Raw genomic sequence first — 24,146 nt, forward strand, 5'->3', positions numbered from 1 at the left:
TTTTCTGACGTAGAAAAACCTCTTTCCACAAAGAAAGAGGTTTGAAGTTTATCTTCTCCCCTCTTATCTGCCAGAAAGGTTTACTTTCTGCTGGAATTAGCACCGTGCCTTTTGGCGTAAATAAACGCCCCATTTCACAATGGTATTACGGTCGGTTGCTGGGCTTCATCGGGCCAAATCCCTCCACCTGCTCTTGATAAGAGTTGTATAATTTTTCGAATTTTTAACTTTATGTTGAAGACTATACCAAGAATAAAAATCACTTGTCAACATTTTATTTGTATAATTCTGGACGACGATCTGCAAAAACTGGAATTCCTTTGCGTACTTCTTTAATTTTTTCAAAATGAAGCTCTCCCAATAAAATTGATTCTTCTTCATTCGCTTCTACAACAACTTCGCCCCAAGGATCGACAATTAAAGAATGACCGGCAAACTCATTATTCGGATCCTTTCCTGCCCTATTACATGCAACAACATAACACTGATTTTCAACTGCTCTTGCTTGCAATAACAAACGCCAATGCGCTAAACGAACCAATGGCCATTCTGCTACAACAAATAAAACTTTTGCACCTTTCGCAGTATGAACGCGCATCCACTCTGGAAAACGAATATCATAACAAATTGTGCCGGCGCACTCTACATCATCTAACTTAAATTCACCTGTACTATTTCCAGCGATTAAATATTTATGTTCATCCATAAGCTGAAATAAATGCACTTTACTATATTCATTGACTAGTTCTCCTTCCTTGTTTACCACATACATTGTATTTGTAACACCTTGCTCTGTTTGCTTCGCTATAGACCCACCGACAATATGTACACCATATTGCTTCGACCATTCTTTCAGCTTTTCTTTCGTTTGCAATCCATCCCTATCTGCAATTTCAGTAAGCCTCGTTAAATCATATCCCGTTGTCCATAGTTCTGGTAAGACAATCACATCTGGTCTTTCCTTCATCGCTTCGCTTATTTTATTTTTAGCATTCTCAATATTTTTTTCTACATCTCCAAAGACAATATCCATTTGAATACATGCGACTTTCATTTTGTCAGCCCCATTCTTAATTTTTTCTTTACAAAATACTGGAAAGATTATATCATTTGTCACTAGAATTGTAACAACTTTCAAAAGAGGTGGAAAGTATGAAATTATTTCAACCTTCTGAGATAGTAACATCATTGCCTACACAATTTTTTGCTTCACTTGTTGCAAAAGTTAACAAAGTCGTTGCAGATGGTCACGATGTTATTAATCTAGGTCAAGGTAATCCAGATCAACCAACACCACAGCATATCGTAAAAGCTTTACAAGATGCTGCTGAAAAGACCATTCATCATAAATACCCACCATTTCGCGGACACGAAAGTTTAAAAGAAGCCGTGGCAACATTCTATCAACGCGAATATGATGTAGTAGTAAATCCAAAAACAGAAGTTGCTATTTTGTTTGGTGGAAAAGCTGGATTAGTAGAATTACCACTTTGTTTTACAAACCCTGGTGATACTATTCTCGTTCCAGATCCAGGCTATCCAGATTATTTATCAGGAGTTGCTTTAGCAAAAGCACAATTTGAAACAATGCCGCTTATTGCAGAAAATAATTTTTTACCAGATTATACAAAAATTGATGCCACTACCGCTAAGCGTGCAAAGTTAATGTTTTTAAACTATCCAAATAATCCTACCGGTGCTACTGCATCAAAAGGTTTCTTTGATGAAACCATTCATTTTGCTAATGAACATAATATATTAGTCGTTCATGATTTTGCTTACGGTGCTATTGGATTCGATGGTCAAAAACCTGTTAGTTTCTTGCAAGCAGACGGTGCTAAAAATACAGGTATTGAAATTTACACTCTATCGAAAACTTTCAATATGGCTGGATGGCGCATCGCTTTTGCTGTGGGGAATGAAAGTGTGATTGAGACAATTAACTTATTACAAGATCATATGTATGTTAGTATTTTTGGTGCAGTTCAAGATGCTGCCCGCGAAGCACTATTAAGTTCACAGTCTTGCGTAATAGACCTTGTAAATAGTTACGAATCTCGAAGAAACGCTCTTGTTTCAGCTTGTCACTCAATTGGTTGGAATGTAGACATTCCAACAGGCTCATTCTTTGCATGGCTTCCTGTTCCGAAAGGATATACATCTGAGCAATTTTCTAATATTTTACTAGAAAAAGCACACGTTGCAGTTGCTCCTGGTGTTGGATTTGGTGAACATGGCGAAGGGTATGTCCGTGTTGGTCTCTTGCATACAGAAGATAGGTTAAGAGAAGCCATTAATCGAATTGATAAATTAAATTTTTTCAAAAAGTAATTGACAACATGAAAAATATCTGACAAAATTCAGTTATCTTAAAAATTTAAACATTTCTAAATACTTCTTATCAAGAGCAGGTGGAGGGACGAGCCCGACGAAACCCGGCAACCGATCTACAATTGTAGACACGGTGCTAATTCTCGCAGCATTATGCTGACAGATAAGGAGCTGGTTGTAAAAAAACCTCTCCTTAGCTGAGAGGTTTTTTTATTTAACTAGGAGGTTTTAACAATGAGCGGAATTATAGCAACGTATTTAATCCATGATGATTCACATAACTTAGAAAAAAAAGCCGAGCAAATTGCACTCGGTTTAACAATTGGCTCTTGGACTCATTTGCCACACTTATTGCAAGAACAATTAAAACAGCATAAAGGCAACGTCATTCATGTTGAGGAACTAGCTGAACAAGAACATACCAATTCGTATTTACGTAAAAAAGTTAAACGCGGGATTATTAAAATCGAATATCCGTTATTAAACTTCAGTCCGGACTTACCAGCAATTTTAACAACTACATTCGGAAAGCTATCACTTGATGGTGAAGTGAAATTAATCGACTTAACATTTTCAGACGAGTTAAAACAATATTTCCCTGGTCCAAAATTCGGGATAGATGGTATTCGAAATCTTTTACAAGTGCATGAGCGTCCCCTTTTAATGAGTATTTTTAAAGGAATGATTGGACGAAATATTGGGTATTTAAAAACGCAATTACGCGATCAAGCAATTGGTAGTGTAGATATAGTAAAAGATGATGAAATATTATTTGAGAATACATTAACACCACTTACGAAACGCATTGTATCTGGAAAAGAAGTTTTACAATCCGTATATGAAACATACGGACATAAAACGTTATATGCCGTAAATTTAACAGGACGAACTTTTGATTTAAAAGAAAATGCGAAACGCGCAGTGCAAGCTGGGGCAGATATTCTATTATTTAATGTATTTGCTTACGGACTAGATGTACTACAATCACTTGCAGAAGATGATGAAATCCCAGTTCCTATTATGGCACACCCTGCTGTAAGTGGTGCTTATTCATCATCCAAGTTATATGGAGTTTCCTCTCCATTATTACTAGGAAAGCTACTACGTTATGCTGGGGCTGACTTTTCATTATTCCCATCTCCATACGGAAGTGTTGCACTAGAAAAAGAGGAGGCTCTTGCCATCTCAAAACATTTAACTGAAGACGATGCATTTTTCAAGAAGAGTTTTTCTGTTCCGTCTGCTGGTATTCACCCTGGTTTCGTTCCCTTTATTCTACGAGATTTCGGTAAAGATGTTGTTATTAATGCTGGCGGCGGGATACATGGACATCCGAGTGGGGCGCAAGGGGGCGGTAAAGCTTTCCGTACTGCAATTAATGCTACTTTGCAAAATACACCACTCCATGAAGTAGATGACATAAATTTGCATAGTGCACTACAAATATGGGGAAATCCCTCTCATGGGGTGAAATTATGAGTATTCAAGTATTTTGTGATTTCGATGGCACGATTACAAATAATGATAACATTATGTCCATTATGGAAAAATTCGCACCACCAGAAGCCGAAGAAGTAAAGAATAAAATTTTATCACAAGAGCTGTCTATTCAAGAAGGTGTTTCTCAATTATTTCAATTAATACCTACTAGTCTACACGATGATATGATTCAATTTTTAATAAAAACTGCTGAAATCCGTAGTGGTTTTCATGAATTTATACAATTTGTAAATGAAAATAACATTTCTTTTTACGTTATATCAGGTGGAATGGATTTCTTCGTCTATCCACTCTTACAAGGAATCATTCCAAAAGAGCAAATTTACTGTAATGAAACAGACTTTTCAAGTGAATTCATTACAGTTAAGTGGCCTCATCCTTGTGATCATCATTGTCAAAATCATTGCGGATTATGCAAATCATCTTTAATCCGTAAATTAAGTGATACGAATGACTTCCATATTGTGATTGGAGATTCAATTACTGATTTACAAGCTGCGAAACAAGCAGATAAAGTATTCGCTCGCGACTTCCTTATTACAAAGTGTGAAGAGAATTATATTGCTTATACACCGTTTGAAACATTTCACGATGTTCAAACCCAATTAAAACATTTGTTGGAGGTGAAATCATGAAACAACTTTTTCGTCAATGGTATGACTTAAGCGAGATAAAAAAAGAATTAACAACACGAAATTGGTTTCCAGCAACGAGTGGTAATATTTCTATAAAGGTTAGTCATGAGCCACTTACTTTTCTTATTACAGCAAGTGGTAAAGATAAAACAAAAACTACTCCAGATGATTTTCTATTAGTAGATCATCTAGGGGTTCCCGTATTAGAGACTGAATTACGCCCTTCAGCAGAAACAATATTGCATACACATATTTATAACAATACGAATGCTGGGTGCGTACTTCATGTTCATACAACTGATAATAATGTCATCACAAATTTATATAGTGATACAGTCACCCTTCAAAATCAAGAAATTATTAAAGCTCTCGATATTTGGGAAGAAGGTGCAACAATTCACATTCCTATTATCGAAAACCATGCCCATATCCCAACGCTTGGAGAAAACTTACGAAAGCACATACAAGGAAATTCGGGAGCAGTATTAATTCGTAACCACGGTATTACCGTATGGGGCCGAGATAGCTTTGATGCAAAGAAAAGATTAGAAGCTTATGAGTTTTTATTCCAATTTCATATAAAACTATTATCAATTCAAGGAGGCGTTTCTAATGGCGCAAATTCGTATTCATGAAGTAAATACTCGCATAGAAAATGAAGTAGAAGTATCTAAATTTCTACAAGAGGAAGGCGTTTTATATGAGAAATGGAACATCTCTAAACTTCCTACTTATTTAAATGAAAATTATTCGTTAACAGATGAAAACAAGGCTGAAATATTAGCTGTGTTTTCAAAAGAAATCGCTGATGTTTCAGCGCGCCGAGGTTATAAAGCACATGATGTAATTTCACTTTCAAATAGCACACCTAACCTTGACGAATTATTAATTAATTTCCAAAAAGAACACCATCATACCGATGATGAAGTTCGCTTTATTGTTAGTGGACATGGCATCTTTGCCATTGAAGGAAAAGATGGCAAATTCTTTGACGTTGAACTTGAGCCAGGCGATCTCATATCTGTTCCAGAAAATGCAAGACACTATTTTACCTTGCAAGATGATCGTCAAGTTGTAGCTATTCGTATTTTTGTTACAACTGAAGGCTGGGTTCCAATTTATTAAGGTAGTTAGTTGAATAAAAGGACTTGGATCCCCTTTTCCAAGCTTTTATTCACTCTACATATATACATCCTCCTATGGAACAGGCTTATTTCAAAAAATGAAATAAGCCTGATTTTTTATGTACCTAACCATACGATTCCTTTCGTTCAAAAAAAACAACCTCCCCCTTCTATTTTTTAAGTGTATTTCTGAACACTTTTTGAACATTTATTGAACTTTTTTTGTATTTTTTCTGAAAATTCTGTTTTACGTATGGTATACTACTATTAAATAAAAAGGAAAAGAATATCGCAAACAGAGGGGGATAATCATGAGTTTACTTATCGCACTTATACTAGGGGTTACGTGTGGAGCACTTCCTGTTATTCTAGGAGCTATTATGGAAGAGTTAGAAGTTGGTGTTTTAGGTTTTGTCGCATCTTGTGTAAGCGCTTTATTTTTCGGTTTATTCGGCGCTATTCCTGTTTCAATTCTGTGTGCATTTTATATAGTACGCCATGCTCGTGCAAAACAATTTGGTCCTAATCACATCGCGCAAGTTATTCCATTCCCAATTGAACGATGCCGCCGAGCTTCTAGCTTATAATTATAAAAATTAAATATACCTAAATAAATAAAAGTCCTCAAATGAGGACTTTTATTTATTTTCTTCTAGAAATTGAAACAATTCTTGTAAATGTAGGACATCTTCACTATAGCTAACAGATACGTGACATATACCGTCAATCTCTGCTTGCATATAAAGATCAACCCCATCTCGATCATATTTCAATGCCAAATAAAAATCCATTTCTTCTAACATCTTTTTTGAAGCTCGAATAACATAATGCCCCTTCTCATCTCTTCCATATTCGAATTCCGGCTCAAAATCATATTTTTGTTTAAAAGCTTCTTTTTGTTTTGCACTAATTTGTATACAAGTTGCTCGCTGAACAGTATCAATCATCTCATCAAATTTTTGAAGATCCATTTCATTTACCCCCTTATGTATTTTTTGTATAAAACTTGTGTTCCGCTATTCTCTTCCCCATCTTTCATTAACTCTTCATACAATTCCTTCGCCAAACTTAAACCTGGTACTGGCAATTGCAATTTTTCAGCCTCATCTAAAGCTATCTTCATATCTTTCATAAAATGCTTTACATAAAACCCTGGTTCAAAATCTCCCTTTAACATTCGAGGAGCTAAGTTACTCAATGACCAGCTACCTGCTGCTCCCGTTGAAATACTCTCTAATACTTTATCTGGGTCTAGTCCAGCTTTTTTCGCATAAGCAACAGCTTCACATACTCCAATCATGTTAGAAGCAATCGCAATTTGATTGCACATTTTTGTATGTTGTCCACTTCCAGCTAGTCCTTGCAACTGAATATTTGTCCCTAGTTTTTCAAATAACGGTAAACATTTTTCATATATTTCTTTTTCGCCACCGACCATAATTGCGAGCCTTGCTTCTTTCGCACCAACGTCTCCTCCAGATACAGGCGCATCTAACGTATATACATTCTTACTTTTACCGGTTTCGTTAATACGTTTTGCCAATGTTGGTGTAGATGTCGTGAAATCAATTGCTATCGTACCTTCATTTGCATTCTCCAAAATTCCATCTATCCCAAAATACACTTCTTCTACATCATGTGGATATCCAACCATAGTCATTACAACATCAACTTGCTTCACTAACTCTTTCGGTGTATCACACCAATTCGCACCATCTTGCACTAAAGAGTCTGTCTTCGTTTTCGTTCTATTATATACATATACTTTATAGCCGTCTTGCATTAAATGACGCACCATACTTTTTCCCATTACACCAATACCGATGAAACCTATTGATACATTTTTACGTTCCATTTTCTCATCCCCTTTGTTCTAATAAATCACTTACCATCTTTCGAAACTCATTATTAAAATCATCATCTATACTATTTTTCACATTTGAAAATAATATAACAAAAGTGCCTTTTTCTTTATTAAAATTATTGAAAGTGTTCCAACCAGATAGTACACCATGATTATGAAAATAATCCGGATATATGTAAAAACTATATGCATATTTTCGTTCTGTTGAAGGTGAAAACATCGCTTGTCTACTTTGTTCAGAAAGAAGTTTCCCATTTATAATCGCTTCGTCTAACTTCTTCATATCACCAACTGTCGTATACATCTCACCGCACCCGTATAACCACTCCATTAACAATTTTTGTGCAGGTTCAAGTACATTCTCTTTCTTTACATATCCTTTAGTAAAATGCTGATCTCCCTGAACCATATTTCCCATACCAGATTCATGCATTTCTGCTTTAGTAAATATATTTTCTTTTATGTAATCTCCTAAAGGTTTTTTTGATATACTTTCTATAATATAGGCAAGCACCATATAATTATAATCTGTATATCTCCAACCTGAGCCTGGTGGAAATTCTAATTTTTGACTTCCAATCCAATTTACTAAATTTATACGAGAAGCGGCATTCACTTTCCCTTTTCCACTTTCCGGTAAACCTGATGTATGTGTTAACAAATGATATAAAGTAATATTTTTATCTACTGGAAAAGAGGGAATATATTTATTTACATTATCTTGAATATTTAACTTCCCTTGTTCCTGCAGCTGTAAAATAGATGTTGCCACAACGGTTTTCGTAATAGAACCGACACGATATTTTGTTTGAGGCGTATTCTCTATCTTATATTGAACATCAGCATATCCATATCCTTTATTCAATATAACATGCTCTTTATCTGTTACTAAAACTGTCCCATTAAATTGCTTTCCTATTAAATATTGATCTAACTTTTGAGATATACTAGCATAATCAATTTGTTGTTCTTTTTTTTCTTCTATATTCTCCTGTACTTCTGATTCAATAGTAGGATTCACCTTAGTTGTCAATACAGTGCTTCCCTTTATATTGGGGTTATAGAAAAAATAGTATACTCCACCACAAACTACAGCAGACAGCGAAGTCATCGTCATTATTTTTTTTATCATGTTGTTCCTCCATAATTCCTTCGTTCAAAATCCCCCTACATTCTATTATCAAACAATAAAAAAAAATCGCAACAATTTGTTGCGAAAAATCACTTTTTTTCTTTTCTATATACACACACTTGATTTTTTCCATTTTTTTTCGCTTCATATAATGCAATATCCGCTCGTTGCATTAATTCTTCTCTTGTAATCCCTTGTTCATATAACGCGACTCCAAAACTCGCTGTTAATTTCGAAATTCCGGAGAACTGCTTTGTTTCAATGAAAAATCGTAATGATTCCGCAACCTGAAATGCTTCTTTTTCTACTGTGTTAGTTACTAATATAATAAATTCTTCTCCTCCCCACCTTGCAAATACATGTTGGTGCTCCACTTTAGATTTCATAAGCTCTGCAAGCTGAATTAATGCTAAGTCACCAAAATCATGGCCATACGTGTCATTTACTGTTTTAAAATTATCTATGTCAAATAAAATAAGTGCTATTTTTTCATCGTTACGCATTGCATTATCCCATTCTGCCTCTAGTATTTGTTGGAACTTCAAACGATTATAAATCTCTGTTAACGAATCTATCATAGCAAGCCTTTCTTGTTCTTGATAGATTTCATCTAATTCTGTAATCTCTGTACACTTCACAATAAATCTTGATAAATCTTCTGGCAGTGGTGCCGCGCGCAATAAAAAAGTTGACACTTCCCCTTCATAATTGGACATCTTAATTCTTCTATCATATGATAATGTATCATCTAACCATGTTATATCGTGAGTTGTTGAATAGTATCCGTTTTCTCTAATAAAATGTTCAGCAAATACTAAATGTTGCTCACGATAGGCAAATAAATTTTCATATCCAAAAAACTCTAAAAAATTTGTATTACAATCAACAATCTCATCGTCTTCTACTATAAATAATAGATCATTTTGAAAATCAAACATCGTTTGAAGTAATTCTTGTTGCAAACTTACTTGCCGCACTAAAGAAAGCTGATACAAACTCTTATTCACTTCCTCTAACACCATTTGTGGAGTCACAGGAGCTATCACAATATTACGTATTCCTAACGTAAGCACCTCTGCAAACTCGCTTGTTATCTGTTGATCCCAAATGACAATAAATGTACTCTGTGGATTATACATATTCTTTATATATTTTATTTGAGAAAAATCTGTTACATACATAATTACAATATGTGGTTTTGTTCTCTGAAACAATAATTCTCCTTCTTCAAAACTATTTGCTATAAACATACATTTTGGATGAATATTTTCTATCGTTTGTTGATGTGTACATCCATTTTCTATATAAAGGACATTTAACTGAAGATCTTGTAATACATTTTGGAAAACCGTATTCTCTAATAAAAAATGTAGTATGTTCATCACTAGTCTTCACTCACTTCATATATCTTGTTCTACTGCATTCCTCACAAACATTTTATAAAAAGACTGTTCTCTAAATACTTTAATGAGTGAGGGATACATATTAACAAGCTAATTGAGAATGCTCTTTTCGCTTTTTCTCTATAAATTCCTTTTCTAGTGTATGATTATAGGAATTGTATCGTTTGTATGAATGCCCTAGCTTCCTCTTTAAAACTTGACAATTAAAATAAAGATATTATATTCTTAAATTCGACAACTTACAAAATGTAAGTAGAATATATTACATGTATTTTTTTATAATTTGATATGTTACTTGGAGGATATATAATGACAAACGACAACTTTTTTAATGTTCTATACGAACGCACATCTACACGTGCATTCAACCCAGAGAAAGAAATTTCATCTACAGAGTTACACGAGATTTTAAAGGGAGCTGCTCAAGCACCTTCTGCTTGGAACTTGCAGCACTGGAAATTCCTTGTATTCCAAGGTGAAGATGTACAGAAACGATTGCATCCAATTGCTTATAACCAGCAACAAATACTTGATGCTTCTGCTGTAGTCGCTATTTTAGGTGATTTAGAAGCTTATAAAAACGTTGAACCAGTTTATGGTCCAATTGTAGAACAAGGATTTATGAAAGAAGAAGCAAAAGAACGCTTAGCTAAAAATATTGAGTCTGCATATGCTCGTGAGCAATTTCCAAGAGATGCAGCCTTTTCAAATGCATCTTTAGCAGCAATGCAACTTATGCTTGCGGCTAAAGCAACTGGCTGGGATACTTGTGCTATTGGTGGTTTCAACCCACAAGCACTTACAGAAGAATTCAATGTTTCATCTCGTTACGTACCAATTATGCTTATTACAATTGGTGAATCAACTTTAAAAGGTCATCCTGCACCACGAATGAGCGTAGAACAAGTGAGTGAATGGGCAAAATAATAAAGTGAAACTATAATCGGTTTTTATGGACAGTTAATCCTCCGCCTAACTTCTTTGCTTTCGCTGAATTTTGAGGTGGGGGGCTTACTGCTCTTTAATACAGAATAAAAAAGAAACGAAGGTAATTTCATTACCTTCGTTTCTTTTTTATCCTGTCACACATCCGTAATATTACAATGTATTATTCGACATCTATACATAAAAAAACAGTAAACTTCATGCTATTCCCATACACATAAATGGCGTTTCGTGTCGAATTTTGTTAAAGTATCGAAATATAACCGTGTGTTTTTGTTACAATTATGATACAATGATAACAAATAGATAACAAGAGAGGGATTTTCATTGAGTTCATACGGAAGCTTTATCGCACTTTTAAGTTACATAGTAACTGTACTGCTGTTATATTTTATTGGCGATGCTACAAACATATCAGTGTTACAATTCCCAAAAGAAGAAGCGTTCAAATTAGACGCAGAAAAACATACTGCAAGATCCATTGCACCACTACTCTTAGCTCTCCCTGTATATATCATCGTTTTATATAAAAGTAAAAAAGTGTAAAGCCTACCTATTTCATTCATTTCGGTGGTCTTTACACTTTTTTGTGATATTTCCCCTATTTTAAACATCATTCCGTACTAAACACCCAGCTAGTCTTTTAAAATGAGAAAATCCCCCAGAAAAAATTCCACTCTCTGTCCAGTCACTCACTACCGAACTTACATAGATTATAAGTGTGAAGGGGGTGATGAGGATTATGTTTGGATCATTTGGATGCTGTGATAACTTTAGAGACTGTCATCATCGTGAAAGAGAGTGCGACCATCGTGACCATCGCGAGAAAGAGAGAGAGGAAGTTAGACCACAACGACCTGCTGTATGTAACGTGCTTGCTAACATTTCAGTTGGAACAGAACTTTCTCTTTTAAGCATTAGAGGTAACGGAACATTCAACAATGTAATTTTTGAAGGTTTCGCTAACGGCGTTGCTCTTTTCTCTGCTTTAGCTCGTAATAACAAAGACGATAAAGATAATAATAAAGACGATAAGAACAATCAAAATCGAAATACTTTTACTGGTATTTTACGTGTATGCCCAACTGATATCGTTGCTATCGCTATCTAATTCCGTTCCTTATCCTCTATAGTAAGAAAATAAGATTTACTTTTCTCATAGAAAAAACCTGAGACCGATTTCAAATCGACTCAGGTTTTTTTATTGATTATATGCTTTTAACTAGTTCAACAACTTCTTCTGCAGTTGACATCATTAATGCTTTTTCTGCTAATGTTTCCATTTCTGCTTTTGACAACTTGCTTAGTTGTGTTCTTGCAGGAAGAATAGATGTTGCACTCATACTGAACTCATCTAAACCTAATCCTAATAATAATGGGATAGCAAGTGAATCTCCCGCCATCTCACCACACATACCAGCCCATTTGCCTTCTTTATGAGCCGCATCGATAACCATTTTTACAAGACGTAAAATAGATGGGTTATATGGTTGGTATAAGTAAGCTACTTGTTCGTTCATACGGTCTGCAGCCATTGTGTATTGGATTAAGTCATTTGTTCCGATAGAGAAGAAATCAACTTCTTTTGCGAATTGATCTGCTAATACTGCTGAAGCTGGGATTTCAACCATCATACCGACTTCAATAGAATCAGAAACAGTTGTACCCGCTTCTACAAGTTTCGCTTTCTCTTCTAATAAGATTGCTTTCGCTTGACGGAACTCATCAAGAGTTGCAATCATTGGGAACATAATTTTTAAGTTACCGTATACGCTAGCACGAAGTAATGCACGAAGTTGTGTGCGGAACACATCTTGCTCATCAAGACATAAGCGAATTGCACGGTATCCTAAGAATGGGTTCATTTCTTTTGGTAAATGTAAGTATGGAAGCTCTTTATCTCCACCGATGTCAAGTGTACGAACAACAACAGGTTGACCTTCTTTTACACCTTCAAGAACTGCTTTATACGCTTCGAACTGCTCTTCTTCTGTTGGAAGATTGTCACGGCCCATGTATAAGAATTCTGTACGGTATAAACCAACGCCTTCTCCGCCATTATCGATAATACCTTGTACATCATTTGGTGTTCCGATATTTGCAACAAGCTCAACGTGATGTCCATCACTTGTTACAGTAGCTTGGTCTTTTAATTTTGCCCATTCAGTTTTTTGCTCTTCAAATTTCGCTTTCTTTTCTTCAAAAGAACGAAGAGTTTCTTCTGATGGATTTACAATTACTTCTCCATCTAAACCGTCGATGATTACGATATCGCCGTTTTGGATTTTCTCCATAACAACTTTCGTACCAACAACTGCAGGAATTTCCATAGAACGAGCCATAATTGCAGAGTGAGATGTACGTCCACCGATATCAGTTGTAAAACCTTTTGCATACTTACGGTTTAACTGAGCTGTATCAGATGGTGTTAAATCTTCAGCAATGATGATTACTTCTTCAGAAATTGTACCAGGGTTTGAGAAGTTAATTCCTAGTAAATGTGCAAGAACGCGTTTTGTTACGTCACGAATGTCCGCAGCACGTTCTTTCATATATTCGTTATCCATATTTTCAAACATAGAAATAAACATTGATGCAACTTCATCCATTGCAATTTCAGCATTTACTTTTTCACTATTTACTTTATCTTTTACTGGGTTTACTAGTTCTGGATCATTTAACACTAATAAATGTGCTTCAAAGATCGCAGCTTTATCGGCACCCAGCTCAGCAAAAGCATGGTCCTTAATTGCTTCTAATTCAGTTTTTGCTTTCTCAAGCGCAGCGTCTAAGCGTGCAATTTCAGCAGCTTCGTTTGTAATTGATTTCTTTTCGATGTTAAATTCAGGATTCTCAAGTCTGAAAGCCTTTGCAATAGCAATCCCACTTGATGCAGCGATCCCTTGAATGTTAAGAGTCATTATTCTCCTAATCCTTCGTTTTTCATAGTTTCTTCGATAGCTGCTAGTGCTTGAGCTGCATCATCACCATTTGCAGTGATTTTAATTTCTGCGTTTTGTTGAATGCCTAAAGACATAACGCCCATGATTGATTTTAAGTTAACGTTTTTTCCGTTATACTCTAAGTTAATGTCAGAACCAAATTTGCTTGCAGTGTTTACAAGTAGAGTTGCTGGACGAGCATGAATTCCTGAGTCGCTAGTTACTTTAAAGATTTTTTCCATGATAATTTATCTCCTTTAAATTACAGTATTTTTTTAGTTGTATAGACGTGAGTACTACATCATCTATTGTATATAATAGGCGATGTTCGGTCAACCACATCGCCTATTATAATTATAAACATTTTGCGTCAAATTCCTACTGAATGTCAATAATAGCGTTTTCGCCCTTCTTAACATTTCCATCTTTTTTCAATTCGACTTGTTGTCCTTGTTGTAAATTCGTAAAGACAATTGGTGTAATGATAGATGGTGCATTTTCTTTTACAAATGCAAGATCTACTTTTAATAATGGTTGTCCTTGTTTCACTTTGTCGCCTTGTGCTACAAGTGCTTCAAAACCCTCACCATTTAATTTTACAGTATCAATACCGAAGTGGATTAAAATTTCTTTTCCGCCTTCAGATTGAATACCAATCGCATGCTTTGTAGGGAATACGTTGACGATCTCACCGTTAACTGGAGAAACTACTGTTCCTTCTGTTGGCTCGATTGCAAATCCGTCTCCCATCATTTTTCCTGAGAATACTTGATCAGGTACTTCTGTAATCGGTAAGATTTCCCCTTCAATTGGTGATACGATTGTTTCGTTTTCATCAACTTGTTTAGGAGTTTCTTCTACCTTTACAGGCTCTTCTTTTTCAACATGAGGTGTACGACCTGACATAATATCATGAATTTGTGATTTTAATGTGTCAGATTTCGGTCCAAAAATAGCTTGAATGTTATTTCCAACTTCAAGTACACCAGCTGCTCCAAGCTCTTTTAAGCGATCTTTGTTTACATTCTTTTGTTCGTTAACTTGAACACGTAAACGAGTAATACAAGCGTCTAAAGAAGCAATGTTTTCTTTACCACCAAGTGCTACTAATACTTCACGTGGAAGTTCTCCTGCTTCTGTTTTACCTGCGCCGTCATTTGCATTTGCTACTTCACGACCAGGTGTTTTTAAATCCCATTTACGGATTGCAAAGCGGAATCCGAAGTAGTAAATAACTGCTAGTACAAGACCAACAATAATTACCCACCACCATGCTGTACGGCCTGGCAGTACACCGAATAACATAAAGTCGATTAAACCACCAGAGAATGTCATACCAATTTTAACACCTAAAATTTGCATTGTCATAAATGATAGACCAGCGAATACTGCGTGAATTCCGAATAGTACTGGTGCTACGAATAAGAATGAAAATTCAAGTGGTTCTGTAATACCTGTTAAGAAAGATGTTAATGCAGCAGAACCTAAAATACCAGCTGCTAATTTTTTATTTTCTGGACGTGCTTCATGGTACATTGCTAATGCTGCTGCTGGAAGACCGAACATCATGAACGGATACTTACCAGTTGTAAATGTACCTGCTGTTAATTCTACACCGTCTTTTAACTGTGCCATAAAGATTTTTTGGTCACCACGGATTAATTCGCCAGCTGCATTTGTATACTGACCGAATTCGAACCAGAACGGTGAATAGAAAATATGATGTAATCCAAATGGAATTAATGAACGTTCAATTAAACCGAATATGAATGCTGCTAATGTTCTATTTGCATCAATCATTTGATGTGAGAACGTATTTAAGCCACCTTGAATATATGGCCAAATGAAACACATGATTATACCTACTACTAAAGAGAATGTTGCAGTTGCGATCGGTACGAAACGCTTACCTGCGAAGAAACCTAAGTATGATGGTAATTCAATGTTGAAGTATTTATTGTAGCAATATGCCGCTACTATACCGACGATAATACCACCAAACACTCCCGTTTGTAGCGTTGGAATTCCTAATACGTTTGCATATGCTGGATCTGTAAATCCAATTTTTACTGGGTCTGCTCCAGAACTTGTTACTTTTACTAGCTTATCTACTTCTAAGAACACACTCATCGTTTTGTTCATAATTAAGTAGCCGACGAACGCTGCTAATCCAGCTACTCCGTCTCCACCAGCTAAACCAATTGCTACCCCAACTGCGAATAATAATGCAAGGTTAGCGAAAATAATATCACCAGATTGTTCCATAATTTTTGCTACCATTACGAACCAATCTGCTTTTAAAGCAGGAATAACATTTGTTAACTGTGGATTTTGAAATGCATTACCAAATCCAAGTAAAATACCTGCTGCCGGTAAAATCGCTACTGGAAGCATTAACGCTTTTCCGACTTTTTGAAGAACACCAAAGATCTTCTTAAACATGGAAACCCTTCCTCTCTTATCTATATTGATACCTTCCGACAAACGCCAAAAAGACATGAGGAAAAAAAGATAGAACGATAGCTATACAAAGGGTAGTATATCCCTTTCTCAAGCTTACATTCCTTGCTTTTCTCCACTCATGCCTGATCGAATCAGTAACACGTGTCAAAAATAGGTTTACGTATAAGTTCACTATAATTAAGGCAAACGTTTTCGTTACTTACCTTAATGTGTTTGTCGAAATTTGTATAACTTTGCAATAGTTATTATACATAACTATTGTAAGCGATTCAATGATTTTTTTTAACGTTTTCATTTTAGACAAAAATATATGTCTTTTTACACATGCTCTGCTTTCACTAAGCGCTGCAGGTGCATCGTTAAATATATGCTCTCTGCTTCATACACAGGAAGTTGCAATTCTTTTTGCATGACCTTAACTAGCTTCCAAGCTAAATTATAACAGACAGGATATTCTGCCTTTAATAAATCAGCAAAACTTTGTGATTCCTCTACTTTTTCCCCTTTTTTTACCCGTTCAATTGCGTATTGTAAATGACGGATAAGGCGTAAATAGTGGATACTTTCTTGGTCTAATGTAATTTGTAAGTTTGTCTCAATTAAAGATACGAGCTGTGCAATGAGACGAGAGTTTTGATTAACTGAAGATAAATCTGAATTTGTAAGCGAACTGTAAATATGGAGTGCAATAAAACCAATTTCTCCTTCTGGCAATGTAATTTGTAAACGAGAATTTAAAAGGTCTACAACACCTTCAGCAATTTCATATTCCTCTGGATAGAGCATTTTCGTTTCAACTAAAAAAGGATTATCAATTGTAAGTCCTTGTTTTAACCGCTTAATCGCAAAAGAAATATGATCTGTTAAAGCGATATGAATATGTTCATTCAATGGTGATTTTGCTTTTTCTTGAATGTAGAACATAATATCATTCATTAATTCAATTAGTTTTTCACTCACATGCGGCACTAACAGTTTGTATTGTTCACGATCACGTTCATTTTTTAAAACAAACATTTTTTCAATTTGTTCTTGCTCCAATACATCTTTCGCTTTTTTCCCAAATCCAATTCCTTTACCAATCACTACTACTTCCTCATGTTCAGGATGGCTAGCAATGATGACATTATTATTTAAAACTTTTTTAATTTCTAGATAATTATTCATATAACACCACCCTCGTACTTAAATAGCCTGCTTTTATGTTACAGAACATTCTTCTTTGTCGTCAATGTAAAACATCTACCATTTTATAAAAATTCATTTTTTAGACATGTTTATATATGATGCGTATAATGTAAGAGCAACTGTACATAGAAAGGAGATAACAACATGATTAAAATGTTTGTAAGTGATATCGATGGTACAATGATGCAACACGGAGGGTTAATTGACGAACAAGATATTGAAGCACTTCGTAGTCTTGCTGAGCAAAATGTTATTCTTTGTTTCGCTTCTGGCCGATTGGATAATGAAATTGCAGACTTAATGAAAACTGTAAATACAAATTTCCATCGTATTAGTGTAAATGGTGTTTTCGTGTACACACATGAAAACAAGCAACTATTATCCGCAACATTCGATTCGAGTATTCTACCTGATCTGTTAGCAATGACAAATGAAGATCCTTATTTTCGTTATGTAAGTGATGAGCATAATTATTACATTGAAGAGAAAACACCGTTCATTCAAGAGCTTGAACAACAAGTAACGATGACTTCTGTTGAAGAACCGCATCTATTACAGAAAATTGATGATACAATTTTCCCAAATAAAATCTCTGTCGGTGGAACAAAGGAAAGCTTACAACTCCTTCAGAAAAAAATTGATGAAAAATTCCACGGAAAAGTTAGTACATTCATTTCAGCAGAACAATGTTTAGATGTAATGCCACCTAATATTAGTAAAGGGGCTGCTATTTCTGTTTTATTAAAAGAGTTTCAACTACAACCAGAGGAAGTTGCTTGCATAGGGGATTCTTATAATGATATCCCGATGTTTTCTTTAACTCCTCACAGTTTTGCTATGTCTCAAGCAGATGAAGCAGTAAAAGAACACGCTCACTATGTAGTAAATACAGTTAAAGATGCTGTTAACCACGTAATTACTCATAATAAAAATACGACTCACTCCTTGTAAGGATGAGTCGTATTTTTTCTTTACATGTTAAACAATTTGACATTAACTGTACTTCACGAACTGAAATATATTATTTGTTACGTGCGATGTTTGTAATAAACTTATAACGATCCCCACGATAAATACATTTCACATACTCTAACGGTACTTCACCTTCTGAATATGACCATTGACGCATTACAAGCACTGGCGCCTTTTTAGGAATATGCAGATGTTCAGCTTCATTATCCGTTGCAATTGAAGCTTCAATTGATTGAGTAGCGCTAACAAGTTTAAAGCCCAGTTTTTTCTCTAAATGTTCATATAAAGATTGTTGCAATATTTCTTCGTTAATATCTTTTACAAGAGCTGGCGACAAATATGTCGTCTCAAAAGCAATCGGTTCATCATCAGCTAAACGTATACGCCTCACTTCATAAACCGACTCTCCCTCCTGTATTCTCAACCGGTCTGCTATTTTCGCAGTAGCTGGAACTAGGCGGAAACTAAGTAATTGACTACTTGGGTTCATCCCACGAGAAATCATATCTTCTGTGAATCCCGTCATTCCTTGCAATTTTTGTTCCACTTTCGGAAGTTGGACAAACGTACCGATTCCACGTTTCCGATATAAATAACCTTGTTCCACTAAATTATTAATCGCCTGTCTGATTGTCATACGACTCACTTCGAACTTATCGCAAAGTTCATTCTCAGATGGGATTTTATCTCCCGGCTTCCATTCGCCGTCCTCAATTAGCTGTTTCACCCACTCTTGAATCTGATAATAGATCGGAAATGGTGAATACTTGTCGATGTTCATCAGCAATCGCCTCACTGCATAAAGATAGAGCTTCTTGATCAGCGATTACGGTTACATTCGGATGACGTTGTAAAACTGTAGCAGGACACGCTTCGCTATATTCACCTTGCAATAATTCTTTCACAGCTTCTGCCTTTTTAGAACCCATAGCAACAAGTAGAATTTGTTTCGCTTTCATAATGCTTCCAATTCCCATTGTAATCGCATGCGTTGGCACATCTTCTTCTTTTTCGAAGAAGCGAAGGTTTGCTTGGCGTGTAGATTCTGTTAATTCAACAATGTTTGTTGGAGAATTAAACAGTGTTCCTGGTTCGTTAAATCCGATGTGACCGTTTTCACCGATTCCAAGAATCTGTAGGTCAACTGGGTTAGCAGCTAGAATGCCCTCGTAACGTTTGCACTCTTCCTCTAAATCACTTGCCATCCCGTTTGGTACATAAGTTTGTTTAAATGGAAGATGATCAAACAACTGTTCTTGCATGAAATAGTGATAGCTGTTTTTATCTTCATGTGGTAAATTTACGTACTCATCTAAGTTTACAGTGGTTACACGGCTTGTATCAAGTTTATTTTTTCGCATTTCTGCATAAATACCTAATGGAGAGCTTCCTGTAGCCATTCCTAATGTTGGATTTTCTTTTGTTTTTACAACTTCTTCAATTAATTTATATCCTGCTTCTGCTAGTTCTTCTGGAGTTTTTACAACAAGAATATTCATTTAATTACTTCCCTTCCTTCATATGAATTCCTAAACGAACCGTATCATATACATGTAAATCTTCATTCATCACAACAAAGTCTGCATCTTTTCCTACCGCTAATGCACCTTTATGATTTAATCCAAACTCTTCTGCTTGGTTAACTGATGTCATCAGTACTGCATCTTCGATTGAACAACCTGTAAATTCAATTACATTTCGGAAAGCTTGATCCATTTTTAGAATACTACCAGCTAACGTTCCATCTTCTAATCGAGCACTACCATCTTTTACATGTACTGGCTGTCCGCCAAGCTCATATAATCCATCTTCAAGACCTTTTGCACGCATTGCGTCAGTAATAACACTTACTTTTTTCGGTCCTTTTAATTTATATGCTAATTTCACCATATCAGGGTGAATATGAATACCATCTGTAATTACTTCAACCATTACATCTGGATTTAATAACACATGACCAACAACTCCTGGTTCTCGGTGATGTAATCCACGCATTTGATTGTATAAATGCGTTGCATGTGTAATGTTTCTATTTTTTAGTTGCGCATCAATTGCATCTGTATGCCCCATTGTGCCAACAACACCAGTTTCAGCAAGATACTGCTCAAACTCTAACGCACCTTCTTCTTCAGGTGCATATGTTACTAATTTAATTAGATTCCCGCTTGCTTCCTGCCATTGTTTAAATTGTTCAATATTCGCAGGAACAATATGTTCAAGTGGTTGTGCACCTGCACGTTTTTTTGAAACATACGGTCCTTCTAAGTGAATATATTCGAAATGTGCTCCTTTTTCTTTCGCTTCCTTCGCAGCATGTAGTGCCGCTTCGATTGCTTCTGGAGCTTGTGTCATTGTTGTTGGAAAGTAAGTTGTAACTCCTTCTTTTAACATTTCTTTACCTAGAGTTACTAATCCATCGCTATTTGCATCCATCGCATCAATATCGTATCCACCATGAATATGAACATCAATCATACCTGGAATCACAATCTTCCCTGCTGCATCTAAAACCGCTTCATTTTCTTGTGATACATATTGAGCCATCAAACCAATTTCTTTAATTGTTTCTGCGTAACGAATAAATCCGTTTTCCACTACTTCTTGACCTGTATAAATTTTGGCATTGATGACAACTTGCGTTTTCATTTTCATCGATCCTTTCCCATGAAATACCTACTTGTTATTATTACCTTATTCGCCTAATTCCATCTTAATATATGCACGAGTAGTTGTCTAGACATTCGAATGAAATTTCCTCTTTGTTTAACAAAAAGGAAACTTAGTACGTCTCTTGCAATTATAATATATGTTATTCAGTTTTCCAAAAAGGGAGAATATCCCCTATCATATTACTCACTTAAGTAATGGCATTAATCCACTAGAGCCTATTGTAATATGCTCGCCGTCTGTTTCCATTTCTACTGTACGTTTATTTGTTCCATATATCATTATACCATGCTGTTTTAAGCGTCTCACTACACTTTGATGCGGATGTCCATACGGATTTCTGCTTCCATATGAAAGAATCGCAAACTGTGGTTCTACTTTTTTTATAAACATTTCACTTGTTGAAGTATAGGAGCCATGATGTCCCACCTTTAACACATCTGCATGTACATCAAATTGCTTTAATATTTCAGTTTCCGTCCGCACATCAGCATCACCCATTAGTAAAAAATCCGCTTTTCCGTATCGTACCTTCAACACAATTGAAGATTCATTATTTTCATCTTTTGATTTCCCATTGTTTAATACTTGTATGGAAACATGCGGATCTAGCGGTATGTATTGTCCCTCTTTTACTGAAACGAAAGGAATTCCTCTTTTTTTAATATGATTCCGGTATGTGTGATACGTAAAAGAACTATATGTTTTTCCACTATCTAATATAAGCGATACCGGCATTTGCTCTACAATCGGAATAAGTCCTCCAATGTGATCCATATCAGGATGCGTACTGACGATAGCATCTAAATGGTTAATCCCTTTTTCGATTAGTTTTTGAATGATAACCTCTCCGGCTTCATAAGGTCCCCCGTCAATTAACATCGTTTGTCCATTTGGCAATGTAATAAGTGTCGCATCACCTTGTCCAACTTTTAAAAAACTCACTTTCATTTTACCAAAATGTTGCCGCTGCATATGTAAAGGAGACGCGGTATGAATAGACATCATATATCTTTTAGCCGATGCACTATTTAAAGAAAGGCATAACAAAACAGAAACTAACAATAAAATACCTCGCATACTTCTCATAACTCGTCTCCTTTTTTCAATTAGTATGGCACGGTATATAATTGATATACAAAAAAAGCTTAGCAAAATGCTAAGCTTTTATTTCGATATCTCCTGTAAAGAACCAAAGAATAAATCTGCTTCATTCATTTGTTCATTCTCTTCAGAAAGTGCCGGTAAATCTTCTAATGTTTTCAATCCAAATGTATCCAAAAATTCTTTCGTTGTTCCATATAAAATAGGACGCCCTGGCCCTTCTGCTCTTCCCATTTCTTTTATAAGTAAGTGTGAAACTAACGTTTGTAACGCCTTATCGGTTTTCACCCCTCTAATCTCTTCCATTTCAGTCCTTGTAAGAGGTTGACGATATGCCACAATCGCTAACGTTTCTAAAGCAGCCTGAGAAAGTGAAGCAGCTGTTGGGATATCTATTAATTTTTGATAGTACGAAGCATGTTCTTTCTTTGTAGCAAAACGATACACTTTTGCATACTGTACAATTTGCAAACCGCGGTGTGCACCTTCACATTCTTTTTGCATTTCTTCTAAAATATCGATTACTTCATTTCCTTCAATCTCAAGCACTTTCGCTATTTGTTCTGGATAAATCCCTTCATCACCAGAAACAAATAAAAGCCCTTCAATGATTGATTTCTGTTCTTTTCTATCCATTTTACGAGCTCCTTCCTCCAATTTTCTCCATAAAAATACACATCAAAAAACCGAATCACAATCAATGCGTTCGGTTCAATATTTTTTCTCTTGTTCCAAACGATACATTCAAACCTAGCATGAGATATATTATTCCCATCCCATTTTCCATACTAAATCTATGCAGATTTAGTAGAGCTTGATACGAAAATTTCATCAAAATTATGTTCTTGTTCAATTATGATTTGTTGATTTTTCATAAGCTCAAGAACCGCTAAAAATGTTACAACCATTATTTCCCGTTCATCATCAACAAACAAATCATAAAAACTTTGACGACCACCTTGTATTTCTAACTGTTTTAAAATATCAATCATGCGCTTTTCAATTGGTATTTCTTGACGAGTAATACGTGTTGTTACAGGTTTCTTTGCTTTTTTACGGCGCATTAATTTTTGAAATGCCGCTAGCATATCATATAACGTAACATCAAGAGGCAAGTTTGTCTCCTCTTCTTGTTGTAACGATGTAAAATCAATTGGCGGACGTGTATATAGCTGTGCTCTTTCTTGTTCTCTTTCTTTTAGCTCAGTAGCAACTTGCTTATATTTCTTATATTCAATTAACCTCTCCATCAATTCTTGACGAGGATCATCTATAAAGTCATCACCGTTATCAAGTACATCTTCTTCATGTTTCGGCAACAACATTTTACTTTTAATTTGTAATAAAGTCGCAGCCATTACTAAATACTCACTCGCAACATCTAATTGTAGTTCTTTCATCGTATGAACATAAGATAAATATTGCTCTGTAATTTCCGCTACAGGAATATTATATATGTCAATTTCATAACGATGTATTAAATGTAACAATAAATCTAAAGGCCCTTCAAAAGCCTCTACTTTAAAATTATACTGCACAAAGCATCCCACCACATTTTTTCTATAACAACATAAGTATAGAGCATACTCATGTTCTATCCAACCTTTTTAAGAAATTTAATTAAAAATAGACCTATGCCTATATCATCATGCCCACCGCTTCATATGATAACAGTGTAGTAAGAACAATGTAGGAGGTCAAAAAACTATGGGTCACGTTGATTGCGGTTTTAGCGGTGGGTTCGCATTACTTGTTGTATTGTTTATTTTACTAATTATTGTAGGGGCAGCTTGCTTCTGCTAATATGAACAATAACGACTAGGGACAATTCCCTAGTCGTTTATTGTTTATATTTCTATGATACACTTGTATTTAT

26 protein-coding genes and 2 riboswitches are annotated in these 24,146 nt (G+C 35.4%); of the genes, 11 read left to right on the forward strand and 15 right to left on the reverse strand.

Annotated elements, in window-relative coordinates:
- Nucleotides 1–60: 60 nt before the first annotated feature.
- Nucleotides 61–203, reverse strand: a riboswitch (SAM riboswitch).
- 71 nt (nucleotides 204–274) lie between these two features.
- The gene (locus tag CER22_RS01420; protein WP_142293422.1) at nucleotides 275–1,138 is read right to left on the reverse strand and encodes a carbon-nitrogen family hydrolase; all 864 of its coding nucleotides are present in this window, start codon (nucleotides 1,136–1,138) and stop codon (nucleotides 275–277) included.
- 14 nt (nucleotides 1,139–1,152) lie between these two features.
- Here CER22_RS01420 and CER22_RS01425 point away from each other — a divergent pair, with 14 nt between their 5' ends.
- From CER22_RS01425 to CER22_RS01450, 6 genes are all read left to right on the forward strand, one after another.
- A complete protein-coding gene (locus CER22_RS01425) occupies nucleotides 1,153–2,331 on the forward strand; it encodes a pyridoxal phosphate-dependent aminotransferase (protein ID WP_046957453.1) in 1,179 nt (392 codons plus the stop codon).
- A 64-nt stretch (nucleotides 2,332–2,395) separates the two neighbouring features.
- A riboswitch (SAM riboswitch) is annotated at nucleotides 2,396–2,501 on the forward strand.
- Between the two features lie 64 nt (nucleotides 2,502–2,565).
- The gene (gene mtnW / locus CER22_RS01430; protein ID WP_088608099.1) at nucleotides 2,566–3,810 is read left to right on the forward strand and encodes a 2,3-diketo-5-methylthiopentyl-1-phosphate enolase; all 1,245 of its coding nucleotides are present in this window, start codon (nucleotides 2,566–2,568) and stop codon (nucleotides 3,808–3,810) included.
- The gene (locus CER22_RS01435) at nucleotides 3,807–4,466 is read left to right on the forward strand and encodes a 2-hydroxy-3-keto-5-methylthiopentenyl-1-phosphate phosphatase (protein WP_088608100.1); all 660 of its coding nucleotides are present in this window, start codon (nucleotides 3,807–3,809) and stop codon (nucleotides 4,464–4,466) included. The genes mtnW and CER22_RS01435 overlap by 4 nt, the downstream gene beginning before the upstream one ends.
- Entirely contained in the window at nucleotides 4,463–5,101 is a 639-nt protein-coding gene (locus CER22_RS01440; RefSeq protein WP_088608101.1) for a methylthioribulose 1-phosphate dehydratase, read from the forward strand. Before CER22_RS01435 ends, CER22_RS01440 begins: the two co-directional genes overlap by 4 nt.
- Nucleotides 5,079–5,591 (forward strand): 1,2-dihydroxy-3-keto-5-methylthiopentene dioxygenase, encoded by a 513-nt coding sequence (locus CER22_RS01445; RefSeq protein WP_000057324.1) that lies wholly within the window; start codon nucleotides 5,079–5,081, stop codon nucleotides 5,589–5,591. The genes CER22_RS01440 and CER22_RS01445 overlap by 23 nt, the downstream gene beginning before the upstream one ends.
- A 310-nt stretch (nucleotides 5,592–5,901) precedes the next feature.
- Nucleotides 5,902–6,177, forward strand: a complete 276-nt coding sequence (locus CER22_RS01450; RefSeq protein WP_000054671.1) for a hypothetical protein — start codon at nucleotides 5,902–5,904, stop codon at nucleotides 6,175–6,177.
- 51 nt (nucleotides 6,178–6,228) lie between these two features.
- Here the strand turns inward: CER22_RS01450 and CER22_RS01455 are convergent, their stop codons facing one another.
- From CER22_RS01455 to CER22_RS01470, 4 genes are all read right to left on the reverse strand, one after another.
- Nucleotides 6,229–6,561: a DUF3909 family protein gene (locus CER22_RS01455; protein ID WP_088608102.1), complete on the reverse strand. Its 333-nt coding sequence runs from the start codon at nucleotides 6,559–6,561 to the stop codon at nucleotides 6,229–6,231.
- A gap of 5 nt (nucleotides 6,562–6,566) precedes the next feature.
- Entirely contained in the window at nucleotides 6,567–7,445 is an 879-nt protein-coding gene (locus CER22_RS01460; protein ID WP_088608103.1) for an NAD(P)-dependent oxidoreductase, read from the reverse strand.
- Between the two features lie 4 nt (nucleotides 7,446–7,449).
- The gene (locus tag CER22_RS01465; RefSeq protein WP_142293416.1) at nucleotides 7,450–8,586 is read right to left on the reverse strand and encodes a serine hydrolase domain-containing protein; all 1,137 of its coding nucleotides are present in this window, start codon (nucleotides 8,584–8,586) and stop codon (nucleotides 7,450–7,452) included.
- Nucleotides 8,587–8,675: 89 nt separating this feature from the next.
- On the reverse strand, nucleotides 8,676–9,968 hold the full coding sequence (locus tag CER22_RS01470; protein WP_142293417.1) for a GGDEF domain-containing protein: 1,293 nt from the start codon (nucleotides 9,966–9,968) through the stop codon (nucleotides 8,676–8,678).
- A 330-nt stretch (nucleotides 9,969–10,298) separates the two neighbouring features.
- Here CER22_RS01470 and CER22_RS01475 point away from each other — a divergent pair, with 330 nt between their 5' ends.
- The 3 genes from CER22_RS01475 (at nucleotide 10,299) to CER22_RS01485 (ending at nucleotide 12,045) form a co-directional block, all read left to right on the forward strand.
- Nucleotides 10,299–10,916, forward strand: a complete 618-nt coding sequence (locus CER22_RS01475) for a nitroreductase family protein (RefSeq protein ID WP_000180385.1) — start codon at nucleotides 10,299–10,301, stop codon at nucleotides 10,914–10,916.
- Nucleotides 10,917–11,261: 345 nt separating this feature from the next.
- Nucleotides 11,262–11,480 carry a hypothetical protein gene (locus CER22_RS01480; protein WP_088064340.1) on the forward strand — a complete coding sequence of 73 codons (219 nt, stop codon included), beginning with the start codon at nucleotides 11,262–11,264 and terminating at the stop codon, nucleotides 11,478–11,480.
- Nucleotides 11,481–11,676: 196 nt separating this feature from the next.
- Nucleotides 11,677–12,045: a DUF3915 domain-containing protein gene (locus tag CER22_RS01485; protein ID WP_088064341.1), complete on the forward strand. Its 369-nt coding sequence runs from the start codon at nucleotides 11,677–11,679 to the stop codon at nucleotides 12,043–12,045.
- A 97-nt stretch (nucleotides 12,046–12,142) separates the two neighbouring features.
- On the opposite strand, the gene ptsP is transcribed toward CER22_RS01485, so the two are convergent.
- The 4 genes from ptsP to glcT all read right to left on the reverse strand — a co-directional run bounded on the left by ptsP (nucleotide 12,143) and on the right by glcT (nucleotide 17,506).
- Nucleotides 12,143–13,855: a phosphoenolpyruvate--protein phosphotransferase gene (gene ptsP / locus CER22_RS01490; RefSeq protein WP_088608105.1), complete on the reverse strand. Its 1,713-nt coding sequence runs from the start codon at nucleotides 13,853–13,855 to the stop codon at nucleotides 12,143–12,145.
- On the reverse strand, nucleotides 13,855–14,118 hold the full coding sequence (ptsH, locus tag CER22_RS01495; RefSeq protein ID WP_000411080.1) for a phosphocarrier protein HPr: 264 nt from the start codon (nucleotides 14,116–14,118) through the stop codon (nucleotides 13,855–13,857). Before ptsH ends, ptsP begins: the two co-directional genes overlap by 1 nt.
- 136 nt (nucleotides 14,119–14,254) lie before the next feature.
- Nucleotides 14,255–16,318, reverse strand: a complete 2,064-nt coding sequence (ptsG, locus tag CER22_RS01500; protein WP_088608106.1) for a PTS glucose transporter subunit IIABC — start codon at nucleotides 16,316–16,318, stop codon at nucleotides 14,255–14,257.
- Nucleotides 16,319–16,657: 339 nt separating this feature from the next.
- Nucleotides 16,658–17,506, reverse strand: a complete 849-nt coding sequence (glcT, locus tag CER22_RS01505) for a glucose PTS transporter transcription antiterminator GlcT (RefSeq protein WP_001067321.1) — start codon at nucleotides 17,504–17,506, stop codon at nucleotides 16,658–16,660.
- A gap of 165 nt (nucleotides 17,507–17,671) precedes the next feature.
- Between glcT and CER22_RS01510 the strand changes: the two genes are divergently transcribed.
- Nucleotides 17,672–18,478: a Cof-type HAD-IIB family hydrolase gene (locus CER22_RS01510; protein WP_088608107.1), complete on the forward strand. Its 807-nt coding sequence runs from the start codon at nucleotides 17,672–17,674 to the stop codon at nucleotides 18,476–18,478.
- 70 nt (nucleotides 18,479–18,548) lie between these two features.
- Here the strand turns inward: CER22_RS01510 and phnF are convergent, their stop codons facing one another.
- From phnF to scpA, 6 genes are all read right to left on the reverse strand, one after another.
- The gene (gene phnF, locus CER22_RS01515; RefSeq protein ID WP_002194085.1) at nucleotides 18,549–19,280 is read right to left on the reverse strand and encodes a phosphonate metabolism transcriptional regulator PhnF; all 732 of its coding nucleotides are present in this window, start codon (nucleotides 19,278–19,280) and stop codon (nucleotides 18,549–18,551) included.
- Nucleotides 19,210–19,998: a glucosamine-6-phosphate deaminase gene (nagB, locus tag CER22_RS01520; RefSeq protein WP_001024205.1), complete on the reverse strand. Its 789-nt coding sequence runs from the start codon at nucleotides 19,996–19,998 to the stop codon at nucleotides 19,210–19,212. Before nagB ends, phnF begins: the two co-directional genes overlap by 71 nt.
- A gap of 4 nt (nucleotides 19,999–20,002) precedes the next feature.
- Nucleotides 20,003–21,145: an N-acetylglucosamine-6-phosphate deacetylase gene (gene nagA, locus CER22_RS01525; RefSeq protein WP_002107769.1), complete on the reverse strand. Its 1,143-nt coding sequence runs from the start codon at nucleotides 21,143–21,145 to the stop codon at nucleotides 20,003–20,005.
- A 207-nt stretch (nucleotides 21,146–21,352) separates the two neighbouring features.
- Nucleotides 21,353–22,255 carry a ComEC/Rec2 family competence protein gene (locus CER22_RS01530; protein WP_088608108.1) on the reverse strand — a complete coding sequence of 301 codons (903 nt, stop codon included), beginning with the start codon at nucleotides 22,253–22,255 and terminating at the stop codon, nucleotides 21,353–21,355.
- Between the two features lie 78 nt (nucleotides 22,256–22,333).
- The gene (scpB, locus tag CER22_RS01535) at nucleotides 22,334–22,906 is read right to left on the reverse strand and encodes a segregation/condensation protein ScpB (protein WP_088608109.1); all 573 of its coding nucleotides are present in this window, start codon (nucleotides 22,904–22,906) and stop codon (nucleotides 22,334–22,336) included.
- A gap of 158 nt (nucleotides 22,907–23,064) precedes the next feature.
- A complete protein-coding gene (scpA, locus tag CER22_RS01545) occupies nucleotides 23,065–23,808 on the reverse strand; it encodes a segregation/condensation protein A (protein WP_001199757.1) in 744 nt (247 codons plus the stop codon).
- Between the two features lie 169 nt (nucleotides 23,809–23,977).
- On the opposite strand from scpA, the gene CER22_RS01550 reads away from it, so the two are divergent.
- The gene (locus CER22_RS01550) at nucleotides 23,978–24,073 is read left to right on the forward strand and encodes a YjcZ family sporulation protein (RefSeq protein WP_000510194.1); all 96 of its coding nucleotides are present in this window, start codon (nucleotides 23,978–23,980) and stop codon (nucleotides 24,071–24,073) included.
- Nucleotides 24,074–24,146 lie beyond the last annotated feature (73 nt).

It is taken from the genome of Bacillus sp. K2I17, from assembly GCF_002209985.1.
GTDB lineage: Bacteria > Bacillota > Bacilli > Bacillales > Bacillaceae_G > Bacillus_A > Bacillus_A wiedmannii.

What these genes read in the sequence shown, in the direction of transcription:
- ptsP (WP_088608105.1), bottom strand. Translation starts at nt 13,855, where the DNA reads ATGACTCTTAACATTCAAGGGATCGCTGCATCAAGTGGGATTGCTATT.
- CER22_RS01485 (WP_088064341.1), top strand. Translation starts at nt 11,677, where the DNA reads ATGTTTGGATCATTTGGATGCTGTGATAACTTTAGAGACTGTCATCAT.
- CER22_RS01445 (WP_000057324.1), top strand. Translation starts at nt 5,079, where the DNA reads ATGGCGCAAATTCGTATTCATGAAGTAAATACTCGCATAGAAAATGAA.
- nagA (WP_002107769.1), bottom strand. Translation starts at nt 21,145, where the DNA reads ATGAAAACGCAAGTTGTCATCAATGCCAAAATTTATACAGGTCAAGAA.
- CER22_RS01460 (WP_088608103.1), bottom strand. Translation starts at nt 7,445, where the DNA reads ATGGAACGTAAAAATGTATCAATAGGTTTCATCGGTATTGGTGTAATG.
- ptsH (WP_000411080.1), bottom strand. Translation starts at nt 14,118, where the DNA reads ATGGAAAAAATCTTTAAAGTAACTAGCGACTCAGGAATTCATGCTCGT.
- glcT (WP_001067321.1), bottom strand. Translation starts at nt 17,506, where the DNA reads ATGAATAATTATCTAGAAATTAAAAAAGTTTTAAATAATAATGTCATC.
- CER22_RS01450 (WP_000054671.1), top strand. Translation starts at nt 5,902, where the DNA reads ATGAGTTTACTTATCGCACTTATACTAGGGGTTACGTGTGGAGCACTT.
- mtnW (WP_088608099.1), top strand. Translation starts at nt 2,566, where the DNA reads ATGAGCGGAATTATAGCAACGTATTTAATCCATGATGATTCACATAAC.
- CER22_RS01425 (WP_046957453.1), top strand. Translation starts at nt 1,153, where the DNA reads ATGAAATTATTTCAACCTTCTGAGATAGTAACATCATTGCCTACACAA.
- CER22_RS01455 (WP_088608102.1), bottom strand. Translation starts at nt 6,561, where the DNA reads ATGGATCTTCAAAAATTTGATGAGATGATTGATACTGTTCAGCGAGCA.
- CER22_RS01465 (WP_142293416.1), bottom strand. Translation starts at nt 8,586, where the DNA reads ATGATAAAAAAAATAATGACGATGACTTCGCTGTCTGCTGTAGTTTGT.
- CER22_RS01470 (WP_142293417.1), bottom strand. Translation starts at nt 9,968, where the DNA reads ATGAACATACTACATTTTTTATTAGAGAATACGGTTTTCCAAAATGTA.
- CER22_RS01550 (WP_000510194.1), top strand. Translation starts at nt 23,978, where the DNA reads ATGGGTCACGTTGATTGCGGTTTTAGCGGTGGGTTCGCATTACTTGTT.
- scpB (WP_088608109.1), bottom strand. Translation starts at nt 22,906, where the DNA reads ATGGATAGAAAAGAACAGAAATCAATCATTGAAGGGCTTTTATTTGTT.
- CER22_RS01440 (WP_088608101.1), top strand. Translation starts at nt 4,463, where the DNA reads ATGAAACAACTTTTTCGTCAATGGTATGACTTAAGCGAGATAAAAAAA.
- ptsG (WP_088608106.1), bottom strand. Translation starts at nt 16,318, where the DNA reads ATGTTTAAGAAGATCTTTGGTGTTCTTCAAAAAGTCGGAAAAGCGTTA.
- nagB (WP_001024205.1), bottom strand. Translation starts at nt 19,998, where the DNA reads ATGAATATTCTTGTTGTAAAAACTCCAGAAGAACTAGCAGAAGCAGGA.
- CER22_RS01530 (WP_088608108.1), bottom strand. Translation starts at nt 22,255, where the DNA reads ATGAGAAGTATGCGAGGTATTTTATTGTTAGTTTCTGTTTTGTTATGC.
- phnF (WP_002194085.1), bottom strand. Translation starts at nt 19,280, where the DNA reads ATGAACATCGACAAGTATTCACCATTTCCGATCTATTATCAGATTCAA.
- CER22_RS01435 (WP_088608100.1), top strand. Translation starts at nt 3,807, where the DNA reads ATGAGTATTCAAGTATTTTGTGATTTCGATGGCACGATTACAAATAAT.
- CER22_RS01510 (WP_088608107.1), top strand. Translation starts at nt 17,672, where the DNA reads ATGATTAAAATGTTTGTAAGTGATATCGATGGTACAATGATGCAACAC.
- CER22_RS01475 (WP_000180385.1), top strand. Translation starts at nt 10,299, where the DNA reads ATGACAAACGACAACTTTTTTAATGTTCTATACGAACGCACATCTACA.